Below are 16,047 nucleotides of genomic sequence, written 5' to 3'. Positions count from 1 at the left end.
GATTTAACTGCCAGCATGCAACTTGCGACGGTCTGATAGCGGTTCCTGAAGGCGACCCTGTCGTCGGCGGCTGCCGCGGGGCCGATGTGAGCCGCGCAGATCCCATTAAATCCCGGCCGGGCTTCTCAGCTGCCAGGCCGGATCGAGTGACACAGGGTTTCGCATGAATTCGGCCGCCGCTGACTGTCCTCAAGAAGGGCAAGTCGACATGTCCGCGCAGCGCGGGCCGAGTTCGCGCTGGCTCCTGACGGCGCTGGCGCTTGCGGTCGTGCTGGCGATTCCCCTCTTCCTCGTCGATGTGCCCCCCATACTGGACTATCCAAACCATTTGGCGCGTTACTTCGTGCTGGCGCATCCGGGCGATCCCGTGCTGTCGCAGATGTACCTTCCGCGTTGGGGGGTGATGCCAAATCTGGGCATGGATGTGCTCGGCGCCGGACTCTTGAGGCTCACCGATGTTCACGTCGGGGGCCGGATCCTGCTGGCCTGCAGTCTTTTCGCGCCAGCGGTGGGCGTGGTCGTCTATAGCCGTGGCGTCTTTGGTGAATTTTCATATTGGCCGCTGGCGTCAGGCACCCTCGCCTTTAACGGCATCTTCCATCTTGGCTTCATGAACTTTCTGCTGGGGCTGGGACTGGCCTTCGCGGCCGCGGCCGGCTGGATTGTATTGCGACGGCGCGGTGAAGCACTGGCTGCGGTCGCGTACGCCGTGGTGGCGACGCCCGTACTGTTCTTTTGCCATCTGTTTGGCGTGCTGGTGTTCGCGTTGTTGATCGGTGCCGAAGAGATCGCGCGTCTGTTGGCCTCACGCCGCATCGGAAAACTGACGGCGGCCGAAGTGATGCGGACGGGGATTTTGCTCGCGATCGCGATCAGCCCGGCGGTCGTGCTGTATCTCGCGGCTCCGCTGGCCGCGGGCGCGGCGGCTCCAGCGCCGATCGCCGGCGTGGGCTACAAGTTGTGGGCGCTCCTGACGCCATTCATGACCACGAATATTTCGCTGACTCTGTGGACGACGGTAATCGTCATCGGCTTCCTTGCCATCGCCTGGCGGCGTACAAGCGTGAGCCCGGGGGTCTGGATTGCTCTCGGAATTCTGGCGATGGTCTATCTGATGGCGCCTTCCGAGATCAAAGGTGGCACCTTCGTCGACGTTCGCTTCGGAATGATCGTTGGTTTGCTCCTCTTCGCTGGATTCAGGCCATCGCTGAGCCCGCGACAGGCTCTGGTGGCCGGCGTGATCTTCGCGGCGCTGATCGGCGTCCGCACGATCTACATCGCCGCAACGTGGATCGACCATCGGCAGACCCTGGCGGAGCTACGCGGAGCGATGGCGCAGATCCTGCCCGCTTCGCGGGTGATGATCGCCCATGGCCCGCGGGCGACCGGGACCTATGCCGAACGACCGGAATGGGCGCTGCCCGGAATTTCCCGGCTCGACGGTCAGTTGAGCGCGTTGATGGTGGTCGAACAGCGCGCGTTCTGGCCCCTGCTATTCGCAGATCCCGCACAACAGCCGATGGAGGTGACGGCGGAGTTCAGGTCGCTGTCGCAGTCTCCCGGCAGCCCGGTGGATTTTGCCTGGCTTTCCGATGCGAATGCGCCTGCCACCAGGCTGAAGCAGGCGCCGTACCTGAAGAGCTGGCGTGCCGACTTCGACGCCGTGCTGCTGATCGATCCGCCGGCGCTTCTTCCGTCAACGCCTGAAGGTCTGACGCCGGTATATGCCGCGCCGTTTGCCGTGCTATATCGAATTCAGCATTGAAGCAGCAGATTCAGGCCGTGCCGTCGGACCTTCTGGCAGGTTCGCGCGCCGGATCTGCCAAATCAGTGATAGGCTCTCCTGCGCACCGAACTCAGGGATTTCCCGACGGCTTTGGCCGGCCGCTCGCCGCGAACGCCGCCTCGACGCGCGCATAGCCTTCGCTTGCGGCAGCCATCCGCGGGTCGAGCCCGCGCGCGACGCGGAAATCGTCGAGCGCTTCCGGCAGCCGGCCGAGCTTCTCGTGGCTTTGCGCACGCTCGACATAGAGGCCCGCCTGCATCGGCGCGTTGCGGATCGCGAGCGTGAAGTCGTCGAGCGCCTTGTCGTGCGCGCCACGCTCGCGAAACATGCCGCCGCGCTGCACATAAGGGCCGACCATGCGCGGGTCGAGGCGGATCGCCTCGCCGAAATCCCGGATGGCGCCATCGAGGTCGCCGTCGGCGCGCCGCAGGATGCCGCGGGCCTCGTAGGCCTCGGCATGTTTCGGATCGAGGCGGATCGCCTCGTTGAAGTCGGCCGCCGCGCGCTCGCGCTGGGCGGCGGCGAGCGCAATCATGCCGCGCGTCACCCGCGCCTCGGCTGACTTCGGATCGAGCCTTACGCCTTCCTCGGCTTCGGCGAGCGGCTCGCCGTGCGCTTTCATCAAGGTGAGGGCTGTGGCGCGGCGGCTGTGTGCGATGGCCAGGCCGGGCTCGAGCTTGATCGCCTGATCGAGGTCGGCGAGTGCGCGTTCGGCGCTGCCGCCTTTGCGCAGCAGGCTGTCGGCCCGCTCGACATAGAACGCGGCGAAGTAGGGCTGGATCGCGATTGCCGCGGCGGCGTCGGTAATGGCGCGGTCGTAGTCGCGCCTGCGGCGGTGGCTCGCCGCCCGAGCGACCTTGTAGAACGGATCGCTCGGGTCCATCACGATCGCCTGGCTGAGGTCCTGGAGCGCGCGCTCGTCGTCGCCCTTTGTCTGATAGGCCTTGCCGCGTGCGGCGTAATGGCTTGCCCGCCGCGGGTCGCGGACGATCAGCTCGCTCAGGTCGGCGACGGCGAAATCGAAGTCGCCGCGCTTCTGGTAGGCCGCGGCGCGCTCGAGCAATGCTTGCGTATCACGCGGCTCGAGCCGGATCACTTTGCCGAAATCGCCGATCGCCGTATCGAGATCGCCCTTGAGATCGCCTTTGGCGGCGAGATGGCGCCCGCGCGCCATGTAAACCTTGGCGAGGTCGCGGTCATCGAATTGCAGGCCGAGCAGCGGGATTTTCGCGACCAGGACGATCCGCGAGCAGGCGCTGATCGCGTCAGGGCCGCCGTCGCCGGCCGTGCAGGCCGCGAAGTCGCCGGATGGCGAGCAGGCGGCGAGGCCGAGGGCAAGCCCGAGCAGCAAGATGACGTCGCGAACCATAACTGCACCTCGGTACCAATTCGCCGAGGATTTGGTCGCCGTGGAGGCGCGCCGGGTTCGAGATCGCCGGGCCACTATGTCCCGCGGGCGGATTTCTTTGGCGCTGGTTCCATCTAACGAGATTCCGACACCAAATTAGCTAAATACAATAGTAAAAACAATGTGTTAATGGTTGATTTTGGGTCTGCGCGAGCGCATACTTCCGGCGTGGAGCATGCCCATGACCGAGAACATCAAGCTACCGCGCAAGCTGTCCGAAGAGCAGACGCCGCCGCCTCCGCTGCGGCCGAGCCATGCTGATGTCATCGAGAATCTCGACCGCTGGGCTAACAGCCCGGAGCTTCAGCCGCCGAAATCGTCCGAGGAGAAGACCGCCTGAATGGCTCGTGCTCTCGAAGCCGGCCGCAACGATGGCGGCGTCGCCGTGACACCCATGGCAGCCGACATGGCAGCTGACTTGGCAGCCGAACGTCCGGTAAGCGGACAAAATCGCCACGAAGCCGCCAATTCCCGTCGTATAAGCCATGTCCAGCCGCTCGCCTCCTGCGGCTCCGGGCGCTAGTGTTTCCGTCGAATCGACCCTGAGATACGAGGCTTTCCTACATGACCATCCGCCTGCATTGCGGCGATCTGCCCGATTTGTCCGGCTACAAGGATTCGGTGGCGATCGATACCGAGACCATGGGGCTCAACCCGCATCGCGACCGGCTTTGCGTGGTGCAGATGTCGAACGGCGACGGCAGCGCCGATGTCATCCAGATCCCCAAGGGCCACACCGACGCGCCGAATCTGAAGGCGCTGCTGGCCAATCCTGCCGTCACGAAGATCTTTCACTTCGCGCGGTTCGATCTCGCCGCGCTCTACAATACCTTTGGCGTGATGCCGCAGCCGGTCTACTGCACCAAGATCGCCTCGCGGCTGACCCGCACCTATACCGACCGGCACGGTCTGAAAGACCTCGTGCGCGAAGTCCTCAACATCGACCTGTCGAAGCAGCAGCAGTCGAGCGACTGGGGATCAGCGAGCCTCAGCGAGGCGCAGCTCGCCTATGCCGCGTCCGACGTGCTGCATCTGCATGGTTTGCGCGAGCGGCTCGACGCGATGCTCGCGCGCGAAGGCCGTACGCATCTGGCGCAGGCCTGTTTCGACTTCCTGCCGACCCGGGCAAAGCTCGATCTCGGCGGCTGGGAGGCCGAGGACATCTTCGCGCATTCGTGAACGAGGCTATTTGAAGCGGTCCGGCCGCCGCTTCCGCCCCGTTTCGGTCACACTCATCGCGAGTGTCCGGGCTGCATAATCCCGCGATTGCGGGTAGAATGACGCTATCCTGGCGTCTTGGCGCCCCTTGGAGCCGCGGTGAATTCGATACAGAACCCAGCCTATGCCACCGGAATGGAGGCCCGCTTTGCCGCGGCCGCCCGCCACAGCCGGATGGTGCATGTGCTGCGCGTCGCGGTCCCGGCGGCCGTGCTGCTGGCCATGGCGGGTATCGTCGCGATCTCGGTCTTCAACCCTTTCCGCATTACGGGGCTGACCAAGCTGCCCGTCGACATCAGCAATCTCGTAGTCTCCGGCACGAAGATCACGATGGAAACGCCGCACCTTGCCGGCTTCTCGACCGACCAGCGTCCCTACGAAGTGTGGGCCAAGTCCGCGATCCAGGATCTGACCGACCCCGATCACGTCGAACTCAGGACGCTGCGCGCCAAGGTCATGATGGAGGACAAGAGCACGGTGACGATGGATGCGCGCACCGGATTCTTCGACAGCAAGCAGCAGATGCTGGACCTGCGCAAGGACATCTTCCTGCAATCCTCCACCGGTTACGAGGCCAAGCTTTCGCAGGCCTATATCGACATCAACAAGGGAACGGTGACGTCGGACGAGCATGTCGACGTCAAACTGCTGAACGGCACGCTCACCGCCGACCGGCTCAGGATCATCAACAGCGGCGAGATCGTACGCTTCGAAGGCAACGTCGTGATGAACCTGATCATGGAAAGCCCGCCGGCGCCTGAGCCCGAGCCTGAACCGCCGCCACCGCCGAGGACGCGGTCAATCTCGGGCAAGTCCGCCAACACGAAATGATATCAATGATGCAGTTCTTCTCGCGCAGTTTTGCGGCCGCAGCGCTTGCGCTCGCGTTGATCGCCTCCGGTGACGCCTTGGCGCAAGGCGCCATGACGGGCGTGCCGAATGCGATGCAGGGCTTTTCGCAAAACCGCGATCAGCCGATTCAGATCGAGGCGGCGTCGCTCGAAATGCGCGACAAGAAAAAGGAGGCGACCTTCTCCGGAAACGTGAAGGTCGTGCAGGGCGACACCACCATGACCTCGAAGTTCCTGGTGGTGTTTTACGATTCCGGCCCGGCGCCGGCGACGCCTGCGCCCGCCGCGCCGCAGCCTGCCGCGCCGAAGGGATCGAAATCCGGGTCGATGCAGTCGGCGACCCCGGGGCCCGGCGGCAGCTCGTCGATCCGCCGGCTGGAGGCCAGGGGCTCTGTCGTGGTCACGCAGAAGGACCAGGTCGTGACCGGGGAGACCGCGATCTTCGACACGCGGGCCAACCTCATCACCATGGCGGGTGGGGTCGTGCTCACCCAGTGCAAGAACGTGCTCAAAGGCGACCGCCTCAAGGTCGATATGACGACCGGCGTGTCGCGCGTCGAATCCGACACCAACAAGGTCCAGGGCATGTTCATCCAGGGAGAGAATTGCGGATCCGGATCGGGTGGGGCGAAGCCGGCTCCGGTGGCCACACCGTCGCTGATCCCCGGTAAAAAATAAGACAGATCAGAGCCTTAAAGAATATTTAGGGGCGCTACGGTTGAAGCCTGTGGCGCGAGCCTGTATCTACTGGGCAGGGCGCACGGCGGGGGTGTTTCGCCGGGCAGTGGACATCCATTCATTCATGGTTCGCTAGCGAAGCGATTCGCCGGCGGACGCGTCGCGGAATCACCGTGAAAGGCGTAAGCGAAGCGGGATGGTGGATTTACTCGGCATGTTCCGTCGACGCCCCGCGAAACGCGGTGCCCCCGGATTTGCGCGCTCGCGCGACGACATCACCGCGCTCGGCGATTCCTTTGGCGACATGCTGAAGAGCCCGGTGCGCGATGGGCCGCCGATGGCGCGCTCCGCCGCACTGCCCGGGCTGGACTTGCCGCAGCCCGACGCCGAGCCGCCGCGCGACTCGCGTCCCCGTGCGCAGGCGCCTCGTTCCAAGTCCAACGCCAAGTCCAACACCAAGCCCAATGGCGGCGAAGCGCCGCGGCTGATCAAGCGGCCCGGCTTCCTCGCCGTGCATAGCGTTGAAAAGAGTTTCGGCACCCGCCAGGTCGTGCGCGGTGTCAGCATCTATGTTCGCCGCGGCGAGGCGGTCGGCCTGTTGGGTCCGAACGGTGCCGGCAAGACCACGGTGTTCTACATGATCACCGGGCTGATCAAGGCGGATCGCGGCGCCATCGAACTCGATGGCCACGACGTCACCAAGCTGCCTATGTATCAGCGCGCGCGGCTCGGCATCGGCTATCTGCCGCAGGAAGCCTCGATCTTCCGCGGCCTCACCGTGGAGCAGAACATCCGCGCCGTGCTCGAGGTCGTCGAGCCCAACAGGAAGAAGCGCGAGGCCGAACTCAATTCGCTGCTCGATGAATTCAACATCACGCGCTTGCGCAAATCGCCCTCGATTGCGTTGTCCGGCGGCGAGCGCCGCCGCGTCGAAATCGCACGCGCACTGGCGACGCGTCCGAACTACATGCTGCTCGACGAACCCTTTGCCGGCATCGATCCAATCGCGGTCGGCGACATTCAGGATCTCGTTCGCCATCTCACCAACCGCGGCATCGGCGTCCTGATCACCGACCACAATGTGCGCGAAACGCTCGGGCTGACCGACCGCGCCTATATCGTCTATGCCGGGCAGATCTTGACAGAAGGCAGTCCGGAAGAAATCGTCAACGATCCGGATGTACGCCGCCTTTACCTTGGCGAGGAATTCCGCCTCTAACCCTTTTTTCGCGCGCGTCAAGCCGTGTACAAGGGCTCTGTACTAATATAAGCAAGAATCGGACCAACTTTTCAGTGGATCGGTTCTTGGCCTCATGGCGCTGACGCAGAGATTAGAGTTCCGCCAGTCGCAGTCGCTGGTGATGACGCCGCAATTGATGCAGGCGATCAAGCTGCTGCAATTGTCGAATCTCGACCTGTCGGCGTTCGTCGAGGAGGAGCTGGAGCGCAATCCGCTCCTGGACCGGGCCAGCGACGGTCCCGAAGCCCCGGTGGCGGGCGAGCCGGCCACTGAGCGTGCCGAATTCTCCGATTCGGGCGATTCCGGCAGCTATGGCGAGGAAGGCGGCGGCGATGCCTCCGATATGGCGTCAGGGCCCGCCGGCGAGGCCTTCGAGCCCGGCCAGGAAGACTGGCTGAACCGCGATTTGGGTAGCCGCACCGAGATCGAGCAGACGCTGGACACCCCGCTCGACAACGTCTTTTCCGAAGAGCCCGCCGAAGCCGCAGCCCGCGTGGCGCAGGATGCGGCACCGACCGCCTACACCGAATGGGGCGGCGGCGCCTCCAACGACGATGACTACAATCTGGAGGCCTTCGTGGCCGCCGAGGTGACGCTCGGCAGCCACCTCGCCGAACAGCTTGCGGTGGCGTTCAGCGCGCCGGCGCAGCGCATGATCGGGCAGTATCTGATCGATCTCGTCGACGATGCCGGCTACCTGCCGCCGGATCTGGGACAGGCCGCCGAGCGGCTGGGCGCCTCGCAAGGGGATGTCTATGCAGTGCTTACCGTGCTGCAGAAATTCGATCCGCCCGGCGTCTGTGCGCGGAATTTGAGCGAGTGCCTCGCAATTCAGCTCCGCGAACTCAACCGCTACGACCCCGCGATGCAAGCGCTGGTGGAAAATCTCGATCTGCTGGCCAAGCGCGACATCGCCTCTCTGCGCAAATTGTGCGGCGTCGACGACGAAGACATCACCGACATGATCGGTGAAATCCGCCGCCTCGATCCCAAGCCCGGCCTGAAATTCGGTTCGGCGCGCACGCAGACCATGGTGCCTGACGTCTATGTGCGGCCCGGCCCGGACGGCGGCTGGCATGTCGAGCTCAACAGCGACACGTTGCCGCGCGTGCTGGTCAATCAGGTCTATTACACCGAGCTGTCGAAGACGATCCGCAAGGACGGCGACAAATCCTATTTCACGGATTGTCTGCAGAACGCGACCTGGCTGGTTCGCGCGCTGGATCAGCGCGCCCGCACCATCCTCAAGGTCGCCACCGAAATCGTGCGCCAGCAGGACGGTTTCTTCACCCATGGCGTCGCGCATCTGCGGCCGCTGAATCTGAAGGCGGTGGCGGACGCGATCCAGATGCACGAATCGACGGTGTCACGGGTTACCGCCAACAAATATATGGCGACCAATCGCGGCAGCTTCGAGCTGAAATATTTCTTCACCGCCTCGATCGCGTCGGCCGATGGCGGCGAGGCGCATTCGGCGGAGGCGGTCCGTCACCACATCAAGCAATTGATCGATGCGGAAGCTCCGGCTGCGATCCTCTCCGACGATACCATCGTGGAACGATTGCGCGCATCCGGCATTGATATTGCCCGCCGCACGGTCGCGAAATACCGCGAAGCGATGCGTATTCCTTCCTCGGTGCAGCGCCGCCGCGACAAACAGAGCATGCTTGGTAACGCCCTTTCCGCTCCCGCCACCTCTTCCGACCGGTCCCGCGATACGGCTCCGGCCTGATTGCGTTCGCGTCAAATCGCGATAGTGTCGGTTCCCCGACAGAGCCGATCAGAGTGGTCGAGGCATCAAGCGAGGCATCAAATGACCCTTCGAATCTCCGGCAAAAGCATCAGCGTCGGCGACGCCCTTCGTTCGCGCGTCAGCGAGCGCACCGATGAGGTCCTGCGAAAATATTTCGACGGGAACTATTCCGGACACATCACGCTGAGCAAGGATGGCTTCGGCTTCCGCACCGATTGCGCGCTGCATCTGGATTCAGGAATTACGCTGGAAGCCGATTCCAACGCCACCGATGCCTATGCCAGCGCCGATCAGGCGCTGCTGATGATCGAGAAGCGCCTGCGCCGCTACAAGAGCCGGCTGAAGGACCGTTCGGCCCGCAAGGCCTATGCGGCTTCCGCGGCGCTCGCGGAGATCGGCGCTCCGGTGCTCGATGCGCCGAGCTATGTGATCGAGGCGCCGGCGGAGGGCGACGAGGAGGTTACCTCCTATAGCCCGGTCATCATTGCCGAGGCGACCACGTCGCTGAAGCGGCTTTCGGTCAGCGAGGCGGTCATGGAACTGGACCTGACCGGGGCCGCCTGCATCGTGTTCCAGCACGGGTCCAGCGGCCGGGTGAACATCATTTACCGCCGGACGGATGGCAATGTCGGCTGGGTCGATCCCCCCTCGGTTACCCCCTGAGATATCTTCCCGATGGCATTGACGCCCCCAGCCACCCTCCCTATGGTCCGCGGCCTTAAGGATAGGGCGCATGAACTGGCCCTTCGGGAGTTGGCACCGCGCATGCGTTGGAGTAGAAGCCCCCAAATCGGGACCCGGGTCTAAGCCCGCCTCCCGTCCCATCTTCTTGACGCCCCGGTTCTAGAACCTATCTCGCAACCTGACGGTTTAATTCACCTCGGAACGCCCCATGACGATTACCGATCTGGTCGCACCCGAGGCGATTCTCCCCGCTTTGAAGGTCATCAGCAAGAAACAGGCGCTGCAGGAGCTGGCGGCGCGTGCCTCCGCCCTGACCGGCCAGAACGAACGTTCGGTGTTCGAGGTGCTGTTGCAGCGGGAGAAACTCGGCACCACCGCCGTCGGCTACGGCGTCGCCATTCCGCACGGCAAGCTGCCGAAACTGGAAAAGCTGTTCGGGTTCTTTGCCCGGCTGGAGCGCCCGATCGATTTCGAGGCGATGGACGGCCAGCCGGTCGACCTGATCTTCCTGCTGCTGGCGCCGGAAGGCGCCGGCGCCGATCATCTGAAGGCGCTGGCGCGAATCGCGCGGCTATTGCGCGACCAGGACGTCGCCAAGAAGCTGCGCGCCTCGCGCGACGCCCAGGCGATCTATTCGGTGCTCGCCCTGCCGCCGGCGAGCGCGGCGTAGTTCCTTAAGGGGACCAGCGGTTTCTCCGGTTGGTAGCAGTCCGGATAAACGCAATTTTAAGCTAAATAGCAGTTATTGCATTCGCTGGGATTTTTCATTACCCGGAGAACATTGCCATGACGCTGCGGCTTACGATTTCGCGCGCAATATTGATTTTTGGATTGGTTACCGCGTTGGGGCTTGGTGCCGTGATTGCCACCAGCGTTTACGGGCTGTCACAGCTCAAGGTGGGCGGCCCACTCTACAACCAGATCAAGCTCGGCAACGACCTGATCGCCGACATCCTGCCGCCGCCGGAATATGTCATCGAAGCCTATCTCGAGGCCACCCTCGTGCTGCACGATCCGGCGCAGCTTGCGGCGCATCGCGACAGGCTTGCACAGCTCAAGAAGGAATATGACGAGCGGCGCGATTTCTGGGTCAAATCCGATCTTGATCCGGGGCTCAAGACCAAGCTGGTGGAAAAATCCGATGGCGAGGTGCGCCGCTTCTGGACCGCGATCCAGGATGGCCTCCTGCCCGCGCTTGCCAGGGGCGACAGCGCCGCGGCGGCGAAATCCTATGCCGAGATCACCGCACGTTATACCGCACACCGCGCCATCATCGACGACATCGTCAAGCAGACCAACGACCAGAACGCGGCGACGGAAGTCGCGGCGACGGGGCGCGTCAGTACATTCACGTGGGTATTGTGGGGCGTTTCGGCCGCGGTGTTTCTCGTCATCGGCGCGGGCATCTTCGGCGTGGCATTCGGCGTCATTCGCCCGATCGCGGCAATGACTGACGTGATGAAGGGGCTCGCGGGTGGCGACCTCAATGTTTCGGTTCCAGCGCTCAGCCGCGGCTATGAAGTCGGCGCCATGGCGCGCGCGGTCCAGGTCTTCAAGGACAACGCGCTCCGCGTTCAGTCGATGGAACAGGAGCAGGCCAACCTGAAGCGGAAGGCGGAAGGCGACCGCAAGGCCGCGATGCAGCAGATGGCGGACGGCTTCGATTCCGCGATCGGAAAAATCATCCAGACCGTATCGACCGCTTCGTCCGAACTCGAATCATCGGCCGGACAACTGACCAAGACCGCCGAAGTGACCCAGGTGCTTTCGGCAACCGTCGCCTCCGCATCGGAGCAATCCTCGGCCAACGCGCAATCCGCTGCGGCGGCCGCGGAAGAGATGGCCTCATCGGTGTCGGAGATCAGCCGCCAGGTGCAGGATTCGCACAAGATCTCCCGCGAGGCGGTCAGCCAGGTCGAGCAGACCAATGCGCGGATTGCGGATCTCGCCCAGTCCGCCAGCCGGATCGGCGAAGTGGTCAAGATGATCAGCGCGGTCGCCGAGCAGACCAACCTGTTGGCGCTGAACGCCACCATCGAAGCGGCGCGCGCCGGCGAGGCCGGACGCGGATTTGCCGTCGTCGCATCCGAGGTCAAGGCGCTTGCCGCACAGACCGCGAAGGCGACCGAGGAAATCAGCGAGCAGATCGGGCAGATGCAGTCGGCGACCAATCAGTCGGTATCCGCCATTCAGGAAATCGGCGGCACCATCGGCCGCATCGCGGAAATCTCGCAGGCGATCGCGGCAGCTGTGGAAGAGCAGGGCGCTGCGACGCAGGAAATCTCGCGCAACGTGCAGCAGGCGGCGCAGGGAGCCACCCAGGTCGCCGGCAGCATCACCGACGTCAACCGCGGGGCGACCGATACCGGCGCGGCCTCGTCGCACGTGCACGGGCTCGCCCGGTCCCTGCTGGGACAGAGCAATCATCTCAAGGGTGAGGTGGAGAAATTCCTTTCGACCGTGCGCGCGGCGTGAGGAACTCGAAATTGTTATGAAGGACGATACGCGGGCGAGGCCCGCGTATCCGAAACCCTCTTCTTACACTCGCTCGGCATCAGGTGAACGACGCCGGCGAAGTTGTGTCAGTGACAGCAGCAAGTGCTGCGTCAGTGACAACGGCAAGCCGCCTCAGTGTACGCTGACGGCCTGAAGCTCGTTGCTCCACGCATTGGCGATCGCCGCTTCACGGCTGTCGGTCAGCATGATCGGGGTGCCGTCGGCGGCATGCAGCGCGAACAGTTTCAGCCCTGGCGCGATTTTCGGCGCCTGCGGAAACAGTCCCGGCACGTCCTCGGAACGGACCTGTTTCACGTAGGCGATGTGGCCTTCACCAAGATGGGCCAGCGCCTCAACGGAAACCTTTTCGGGTTCGAAGGTAACACTCACGTCACTCATGGTCTCGACTCCTTCTGGGTCTAAGCGGTCGAGTCCGCTACTTGTTCCATTATTCGTGCTCATTGATAGCAATTGTCTTAACGACCCTTTCAGGCTCCGGCCTGGCGAGGTCGATCGACAACAGCCCGTTTTTCAGATCCGCGCCCAGCACCAGCATCCCCTCTGCCAGCACGAAGGTGCGCTGGAAGTGGCGCGCGGCGATGCCGCGATGGATGTATTGCCGGGCCTTGTCGTCCTGCTGGCGGCCCCGGATCACGAGCTGGTTTTCCTCAGTGGTTACATCGAGTTGGTCGCGGGTAAAACCTGCCACCGCGAGCGTGATGCGTAACCGTTCGGGCTGGCCGTTGGCACGATCGCACCGCTCGATGTTGTAGGGAGGATAACCGTCGGCGCCTTTGACGACGCGATCGAGCGCACGCTCGATTTCGTCGAACCCAAGCAGGAACGGACTGGATAACGAAGGAACACGAGACATTACAAAGTCCTCTCGAAGCGACTTTGAGGGGCCCTTGCGGCGCCCCATTCAACCGGCCGGCCGACTTGCCGTCCGGTCACCAGGGAATATGGGGGCGATTTGGGAACGGTTCAAGCGCCTCTGAAAGCTGTGTAAATCGGCCGCGGCGGGTTTTTCACGTCAGTTGGAGCTGGTTTCGCATCCCCGGAATAAGGGTCAGGAACCCACGCGCTTGCGGCCGTCGGCGGTAAACAAATGCAGCTTGTCGCTGGCGGCCACCGCCCTGATTCGCTCGCCGATGGCGGGGCCGATGGCGCCGGGAATCCGCACGATCACCTCGCCCGGCGGCAGTTCGCCGGGGGTGGCGGCGACGCCCTGGATTTCCTGCTGTCTCGTGCCGTAGACGAAGGTTTCGGCGCCGACCCGCTCGATCGCTTCCACCGTGAGGCCAAGCGCCACGCCGCCGGCAACCGTTTCGTTGGTAATAACGAAGTCCTCAGGGCGAATGCCGAGGATGCCGGCCTCGCTGATTCTGATATCGCCGGCCAATTGCGATTTGAGTTCGTCGGAGCGCAGCGGCATTAGATTCATCGGCGGCGCACCGATGAAGGAGGCGACGAAGGTAGTCGCCGGCTTCTGGTAGATATCGAGCGGATTGCCGATCTGCTCGACCTGGCCACCGTTCATGACCACGAGAATATCGGCCAGCGTCATCGCTTCGAGCTGGTCGTGGGTGACGTAGATCGAGGTCGTCGACAGGCGGCGCTGCAATTTGCGGATTTCGACCCGCATGGCGATGCGCAGCTTGGCGTCGAGGTTCGACAGCGGCTCGTCGAACAGGAACACTTTTGGCTGCCGCACGATGGCGCGGCCCATCGCCACGCGCTGGCGCTGGCCGCCGGACAATTGCCGCGGCTTGCGCTCGAGCATGGCGCCGAGTTCGAGAATGCGCGCGGCTTCCTCGACGCGGGTCTTGATCTCGGGCTCCGCCATGCCGCGGTTGCGCAGGCCGTAGGCCATGTTGTTGTAGACGCTCATATGCGGGTAGAGCGCGTAGTTCTGGAACACCATCGCGATGTCGCGGTCGGCCGGCTCGATCTGGTTGACGACACGCCCGCCGATATCGATCTCGCCGCCGGTGATGGTCTCCAGGCCTGCGACCATGCGCAGCAGCGTGGACTTGCCGCAGCCGGACGGACCGACCAGCACACAGAACTGGCCGTCGCCGACGTCGAAATCGATGCCCTTGATGGCTTCGAAGCCACCCACATAGGTCTTGCGGACGTTGCGGAGGGTGACGTTGGCCATGGCTACCTTACTTCTCCGTCTCGACCAGGCCGCGCACGAACAGGCGCTGCATGAATATGACGACCGCGACCGGCGGCAGCATCGCGAGAATGGCGGTCGCCATCGCGAGCTGCCACTCGGCGAGTTCGTCGGTCGTGTACAGCATCTTCTTGATGCCGGTGACGATGGTCTGCATCGAATCCTGGGTGGTGATCAAAAGCGGCCACAGATATTGATTCCAGCCATAGATGAACTGGATCACGAACAGGGCTGCGATCGTCGTTACCGACAGCGGCAGCAGCGTATCCCAGAAGAAGCGGAAGGGACCGGCGCCGTCGATCCGCGATGCCTCCAGCAATTCCTCGGGGACGGTCATGAAGAACTGCCGGAACAGCAGCGTCCCCGTGGCGGACGCGATCAGCGGCAGGATCAGCCCGGCATAGGTGTCGAGCATTTTCAGATCCGCGACCACCTTGTAGGTCGGATAGATGCGCACCTCGACCGGCAGCATCAGCGTGACGAAGATGATCCAGAACGCGGTCTTGCGGAACGGAAAGCGGAAATACACCACCGCATAGGCCGACAGCATCGAAATGAAGATCTTGCCGAGCGCAATGCCGATTGCCGAGATGAACGAGTTCATCAGCATGTGGCCGACCGGCTCGCGGCTGGTACGCGATCCCCCGACGAACACCGCGCGATAGTAATTTTCCAGCGTCTGGCTTCCCGGCGACAGCGGCATGTTGCCGCCGACCACGGTGGCGGCATCATGGGTGGAGGCAATCAGCGCCAGATAGACCGGAAAGGCGACGATGAAGATGCCGAGCGTGAGGATCGCATAGGCGATGATGTCGCTGAGCGGGCGATGCTCGACCATCAGTACTGCACCTTGCGCTCGACATATTTGAACTGGATCGCAGTCAGTGCGATCACGATCACCATCAGCACCACCGACTGCGCGGCCGAGCCGCCGAGATCGCCGCCGAGGCGCCCGTCGGCAAACACCTTGTAGACCATGGTGGTGGTGGCGCCGGCCGGGCCGCCGCCGGTGACCGCGTCGATGATGCCGAACGTATCGAAGAAGACGTAGACGACATTGACGACCAGGAGGAAGAACGTGGTCGGCGACAGCAGCGGGAAGGTGATGGTCCAGAACCGTCGCATCGGGCCCGCGCCGTCGATGGCGCCGGCTTCCAGCACGCTTTTGGGGATCGATTGCAGCCCGGCGAGAAAGAACAGGAAATTATAGGAAATCTGTTTCCACACCGCGGCCATCACCACGAGGGTCATGGCGTGGTTGCCGTTCAGCAGCGGATTCCAGTCGAAATTCATCCAGCGCAGCGGCCTTGCCAGCGTGCCGAGCGAGGGATGAAACATGAAGATCCACAGCACGCCGGCGACCGCGGGCGCCACCGCATAAGGCCAGATCATCAGGGTTTTGTAGGCCCCGGCGGCTTTGAGGTTCTTGTCGGCTTGGGTCGCAAACAACAGCGCAATGGAAAGCGAGAGCGCCGCCACCAGCGAGGAGAATATGATCGTCACCAGCATCGAGGCGTAATATTCGGGCTGGGCGAACAGCGACTGGTAGTTTTCCAGTCCGACGAATTCCGACGTCAGCCCGAACGCGTCCTCACGCAAAAAGGATTGCCAGACCGCCTGGCTCGCCGGCCAGTAGAAAAATACGAATGTGATAATGAGCTGCGGCACCAGCAGCAGGTATGGAAGCAGCTTGTTGCTGAAGACGACAGACTTTTCCATTCAAGCCGCTTGCGTGATGCGAGAGAGGCTCCCTC

Annotated in this window: 16 protein-coding genes; 10 read left to right on the top strand and 6 right to left on the bottom strand. The window is 63.3% G+C overall.

Annotated elements, in window-relative coordinates; translation table 11 throughout:
- Positions 1 to 163 precede the first annotated feature (163 nt).
- Entirely contained in the window at positions 164 to 1,765 is a 1,602-nt protein-coding gene (locus tag C7G61_RS04035; RefSeq protein WP_244608115.1) for a hypothetical protein, read from the top strand.
- Between the two features lie 91 nt (positions 1,766 to 1,856).
- Here C7G61_RS04035 and C7G61_RS04030 read toward each other — a convergent pair whose 3' ends face one another.
- A complete protein-coding gene (locus tag C7G61_RS04030) occupies positions 1,857 to 3,155 on the bottom strand; it encodes a tetratricopeptide repeat protein (RefSeq protein ID WP_108512720.1) in 1,299 nt (432 codons plus the stop codon).
- A gap of 220 nt (positions 3,156 to 3,375) precedes the next feature.
- On the opposite strand from C7G61_RS04030, the gene C7G61_RS44450 reads away from it, so the two are divergent.
- From C7G61_RS44450 to C7G61_RS03990, 9 genes are all read left to right on the top strand, one after another.
- Positions 3,376 to 3,534: a hypothetical protein gene (locus tag C7G61_RS44450; protein WP_190241645.1), complete on the top strand. Its 159-nt coding sequence runs from the start codon at positions 3,376 to 3,378 to the stop codon at positions 3,532 to 3,534.
- 224 nt (positions 3,535 to 3,758) lie between these two features.
- Complete coding sequence (locus tag C7G61_RS04025; protein ID WP_108512719.1) at positions 3,759 to 4,373, top strand: ribonuclease D; 615 nt, start codon at positions 3,759 to 3,761, stop codon at positions 4,371 to 4,373.
- Between the two features lie 138 nt (positions 4,374 to 4,511).
- Positions 4,512 to 5,243 carry an LPS export ABC transporter periplasmic protein LptC gene (gene lptC, locus C7G61_RS04020; protein ID WP_108512718.1) on the top strand — a complete coding sequence of 244 codons (732 nt, stop codon included), beginning with the start codon at positions 4,512 to 4,514 and terminating at the stop codon, positions 5,241 to 5,243.
- Between the two features lie 5 nt (positions 5,244 to 5,248).
- Positions 5,249 to 5,941: an LptA/OstA family protein gene (locus tag C7G61_RS04015; protein ID WP_420836729.1), complete on the top strand. Its 693-nt coding sequence runs from the start codon at positions 5,249 to 5,251 to the stop codon at positions 5,939 to 5,941.
- Between the two features lie 196 nt (positions 5,942 to 6,137).
- On the top strand, positions 6,138 to 7,160 hold the full coding sequence (lptB, locus tag C7G61_RS04010) for an LPS export ABC transporter ATP-binding protein (RefSeq protein ID WP_108512716.1): 1,023 nt from the start codon (positions 6,138 to 6,140) through the stop codon (positions 7,158 to 7,160).
- A 94-nt stretch (positions 7,161 to 7,254) separates the two neighbouring features.
- Positions 7,255 to 8,913 (top strand): RNA polymerase factor sigma-54, encoded by a 1,659-nt coding sequence (gene rpoN, locus C7G61_RS04005; protein ID WP_108512715.1) that lies wholly within the window; start codon positions 7,255 to 7,257, stop codon positions 8,911 to 8,913.
- An 81-nt stretch (positions 8,914 to 8,994) separates the two neighbouring features.
- Entirely contained in the window at positions 8,995 to 9,597 is a 603-nt protein-coding gene (hpf, locus tag C7G61_RS04000; RefSeq protein WP_108512714.1) for a ribosome hibernation-promoting factor, HPF/YfiA family, read from the top strand.
- 229 nt (positions 9,598 to 9,826) lie between these two features.
- Positions 9,827 to 10,288 (top strand): PTS IIA-like nitrogen regulatory protein PtsN, encoded by a 462-nt coding sequence (gene ptsN / locus C7G61_RS03995; protein WP_108512713.1) that lies wholly within the window; start codon positions 9,827 to 9,829, stop codon positions 10,286 to 10,288.
- A 116-nt stretch (positions 10,289 to 10,404) separates the two neighbouring features.
- The gene (locus C7G61_RS03990) at positions 10,405 to 12,093 is read left to right on the top strand and encodes a methyl-accepting chemotaxis protein (protein ID WP_190241644.1); all 1,689 of its coding nucleotides are present in this window, start codon (positions 10,405 to 10,407) and stop codon (positions 12,091 to 12,093) included.
- A 153-nt stretch (positions 12,094 to 12,246) separates the two neighbouring features.
- Here the strand turns inward: C7G61_RS03990 and C7G61_RS03985 are convergent, their stop codons facing one another.
- The 5 genes from C7G61_RS03985 to ugpA form a co-directional block, all read right to left on the bottom strand.
- Positions 12,247 to 12,513 (bottom strand): BQ00720 family protein, encoded by a 267-nt coding sequence (locus tag C7G61_RS03985; protein ID WP_057850486.1) that lies wholly within the window; start codon positions 12,511 to 12,513, stop codon positions 12,247 to 12,249.
- 49 nt (positions 12,514 to 12,562) lie between these two features.
- A complete protein-coding gene (locus C7G61_RS03980; RefSeq protein ID WP_057839164.1) occupies positions 12,563 to 12,988 on the bottom strand; it encodes an Hsp20 family protein in 426 nt (141 codons plus the stop codon).
- 195 nt (positions 12,989 to 13,183) lie between these two features.
- Positions 13,184 to 14,275 (bottom strand): sn-glycerol-3-phosphate import ATP-binding protein UgpC, encoded by a 1,092-nt coding sequence (locus tag C7G61_RS03975; RefSeq protein WP_108512712.1) that lies wholly within the window; start codon positions 14,273 to 14,275, stop codon positions 13,184 to 13,186.
- A 7-nt stretch (positions 14,276 to 14,282) separates the two neighbouring features.
- On the bottom strand, positions 14,283 to 15,131 hold the full coding sequence (ugpE, locus tag C7G61_RS03970; protein ID WP_108512711.1) for a sn-glycerol-3-phosphate ABC transporter permease UgpE: 849 nt from the start codon (positions 15,129 to 15,131) through the stop codon (positions 14,283 to 14,285).
- Positions 15,131 to 16,012: a sn-glycerol-3-phosphate ABC transporter permease UgpA gene (gene ugpA / locus C7G61_RS03965; RefSeq protein WP_108512710.1), complete on the bottom strand. Its 882-nt coding sequence runs from the start codon at positions 16,010 to 16,012 to the stop codon at positions 15,131 to 15,133. Before ugpA ends, ugpE begins: the two co-directional genes overlap by 1 nt.
- Positions 16,013 to 16,047: the final 35 nt, after the last annotated feature.

Origin of the sequence: Bradyrhizobium algeriense (assembly GCF_003062295.1) — a bacterium.
Taxonomy (GTDB): domain Bacteria; phylum Pseudomonadota; class Alphaproteobacteria; order Rhizobiales; family Xanthobacteraceae; genus Bradyrhizobium; species Bradyrhizobium algeriense.
This window is presented reverse-complemented; position numbering and strand designations above follow the sequence as displayed.

Coding starts and splice junctions, on each gene's coding strand:
- ugpA (WP_108512710.1), bottom strand. CDS start 16,012: ATGGAAAAGTCTGTCGTCTTCAGCAACAAGCTGCTTCCATACCTGCTG.
- C7G61_RS04035 (WP_244608115.1), top strand. CDS start 164: ATGAATTCGGCCGCCGCTGACTGTCCTCAAGAAGGGCAAGTCGACATG.
- C7G61_RS03975 (WP_108512712.1), bottom strand. CDS start 14,275: ATGGCCAACGTCACCCTCCGCAACGTCCGCAAGACCTATGTGGGTGGC.
- C7G61_RS04030 (WP_108512720.1), bottom strand. CDS start 3,155: ATGGTTCGCGACGTCATCTTGCTGCTCGGGCTTGCCCTCGGCCTCGCC.
- lptB (WP_108512716.1), top strand. CDS start 6,138: ATGGTGGATTTACTCGGCATGTTCCGTCGACGCCCCGCGAAACGCGGT.
- C7G61_RS44450 (WP_190241645.1), top strand. CDS start 3,376: ATGACCGAGAACATCAAGCTACCGCGCAAGCTGTCCGAAGAGCAGACG.
- C7G61_RS04025 (WP_108512719.1), top strand. CDS start 3,759: ATGACCATCCGCCTGCATTGCGGCGATCTGCCCGATTTGTCCGGCTAC.
- hpf (WP_108512714.1), top strand. CDS start 8,995: ATGACCCTTCGAATCTCCGGCAAAAGCATCAGCGTCGGCGACGCCCTT.
- C7G61_RS03985 (WP_057850486.1), bottom strand. CDS start 12,513: ATGAGTGACGTGAGTGTTACCTTCGAACCCGAAAAGGTTTCCGTTGAG.
- ptsN (WP_108512713.1), top strand. CDS start 9,827: ATGACGATTACCGATCTGGTCGCACCCGAGGCGATTCTCCCCGCTTTG.
- ugpE (WP_108512711.1), bottom strand. CDS start 15,131: ATGGTCGAGCATCGCCCGCTCAGCGACATCATCGCCTATGCGATCCTC.
- rpoN (WP_108512715.1), top strand. CDS start 7,255: ATGGCGCTGACGCAGAGATTAGAGTTCCGCCAGTCGCAGTCGCTGGTG.
- C7G61_RS03980 (WP_057839164.1), bottom strand. CDS start 12,988: ATGTCTCGTGTTCCTTCGTTATCCAGTCCGTTCCTGCTTGGGTTCGAC.
- C7G61_RS04015 (WP_420836729.1), top strand. CDS start 5,249: ATGATGCAGTTCTTCTCGCGCAGTTTTGCGGCCGCAGCGCTTGCGCTC.
- C7G61_RS03990 (WP_190241644.1), top strand. CDS start 10,405: ATGACGCTGCGGCTTACGATTTCGCGCGCAATATTGATTTTTGGATTG.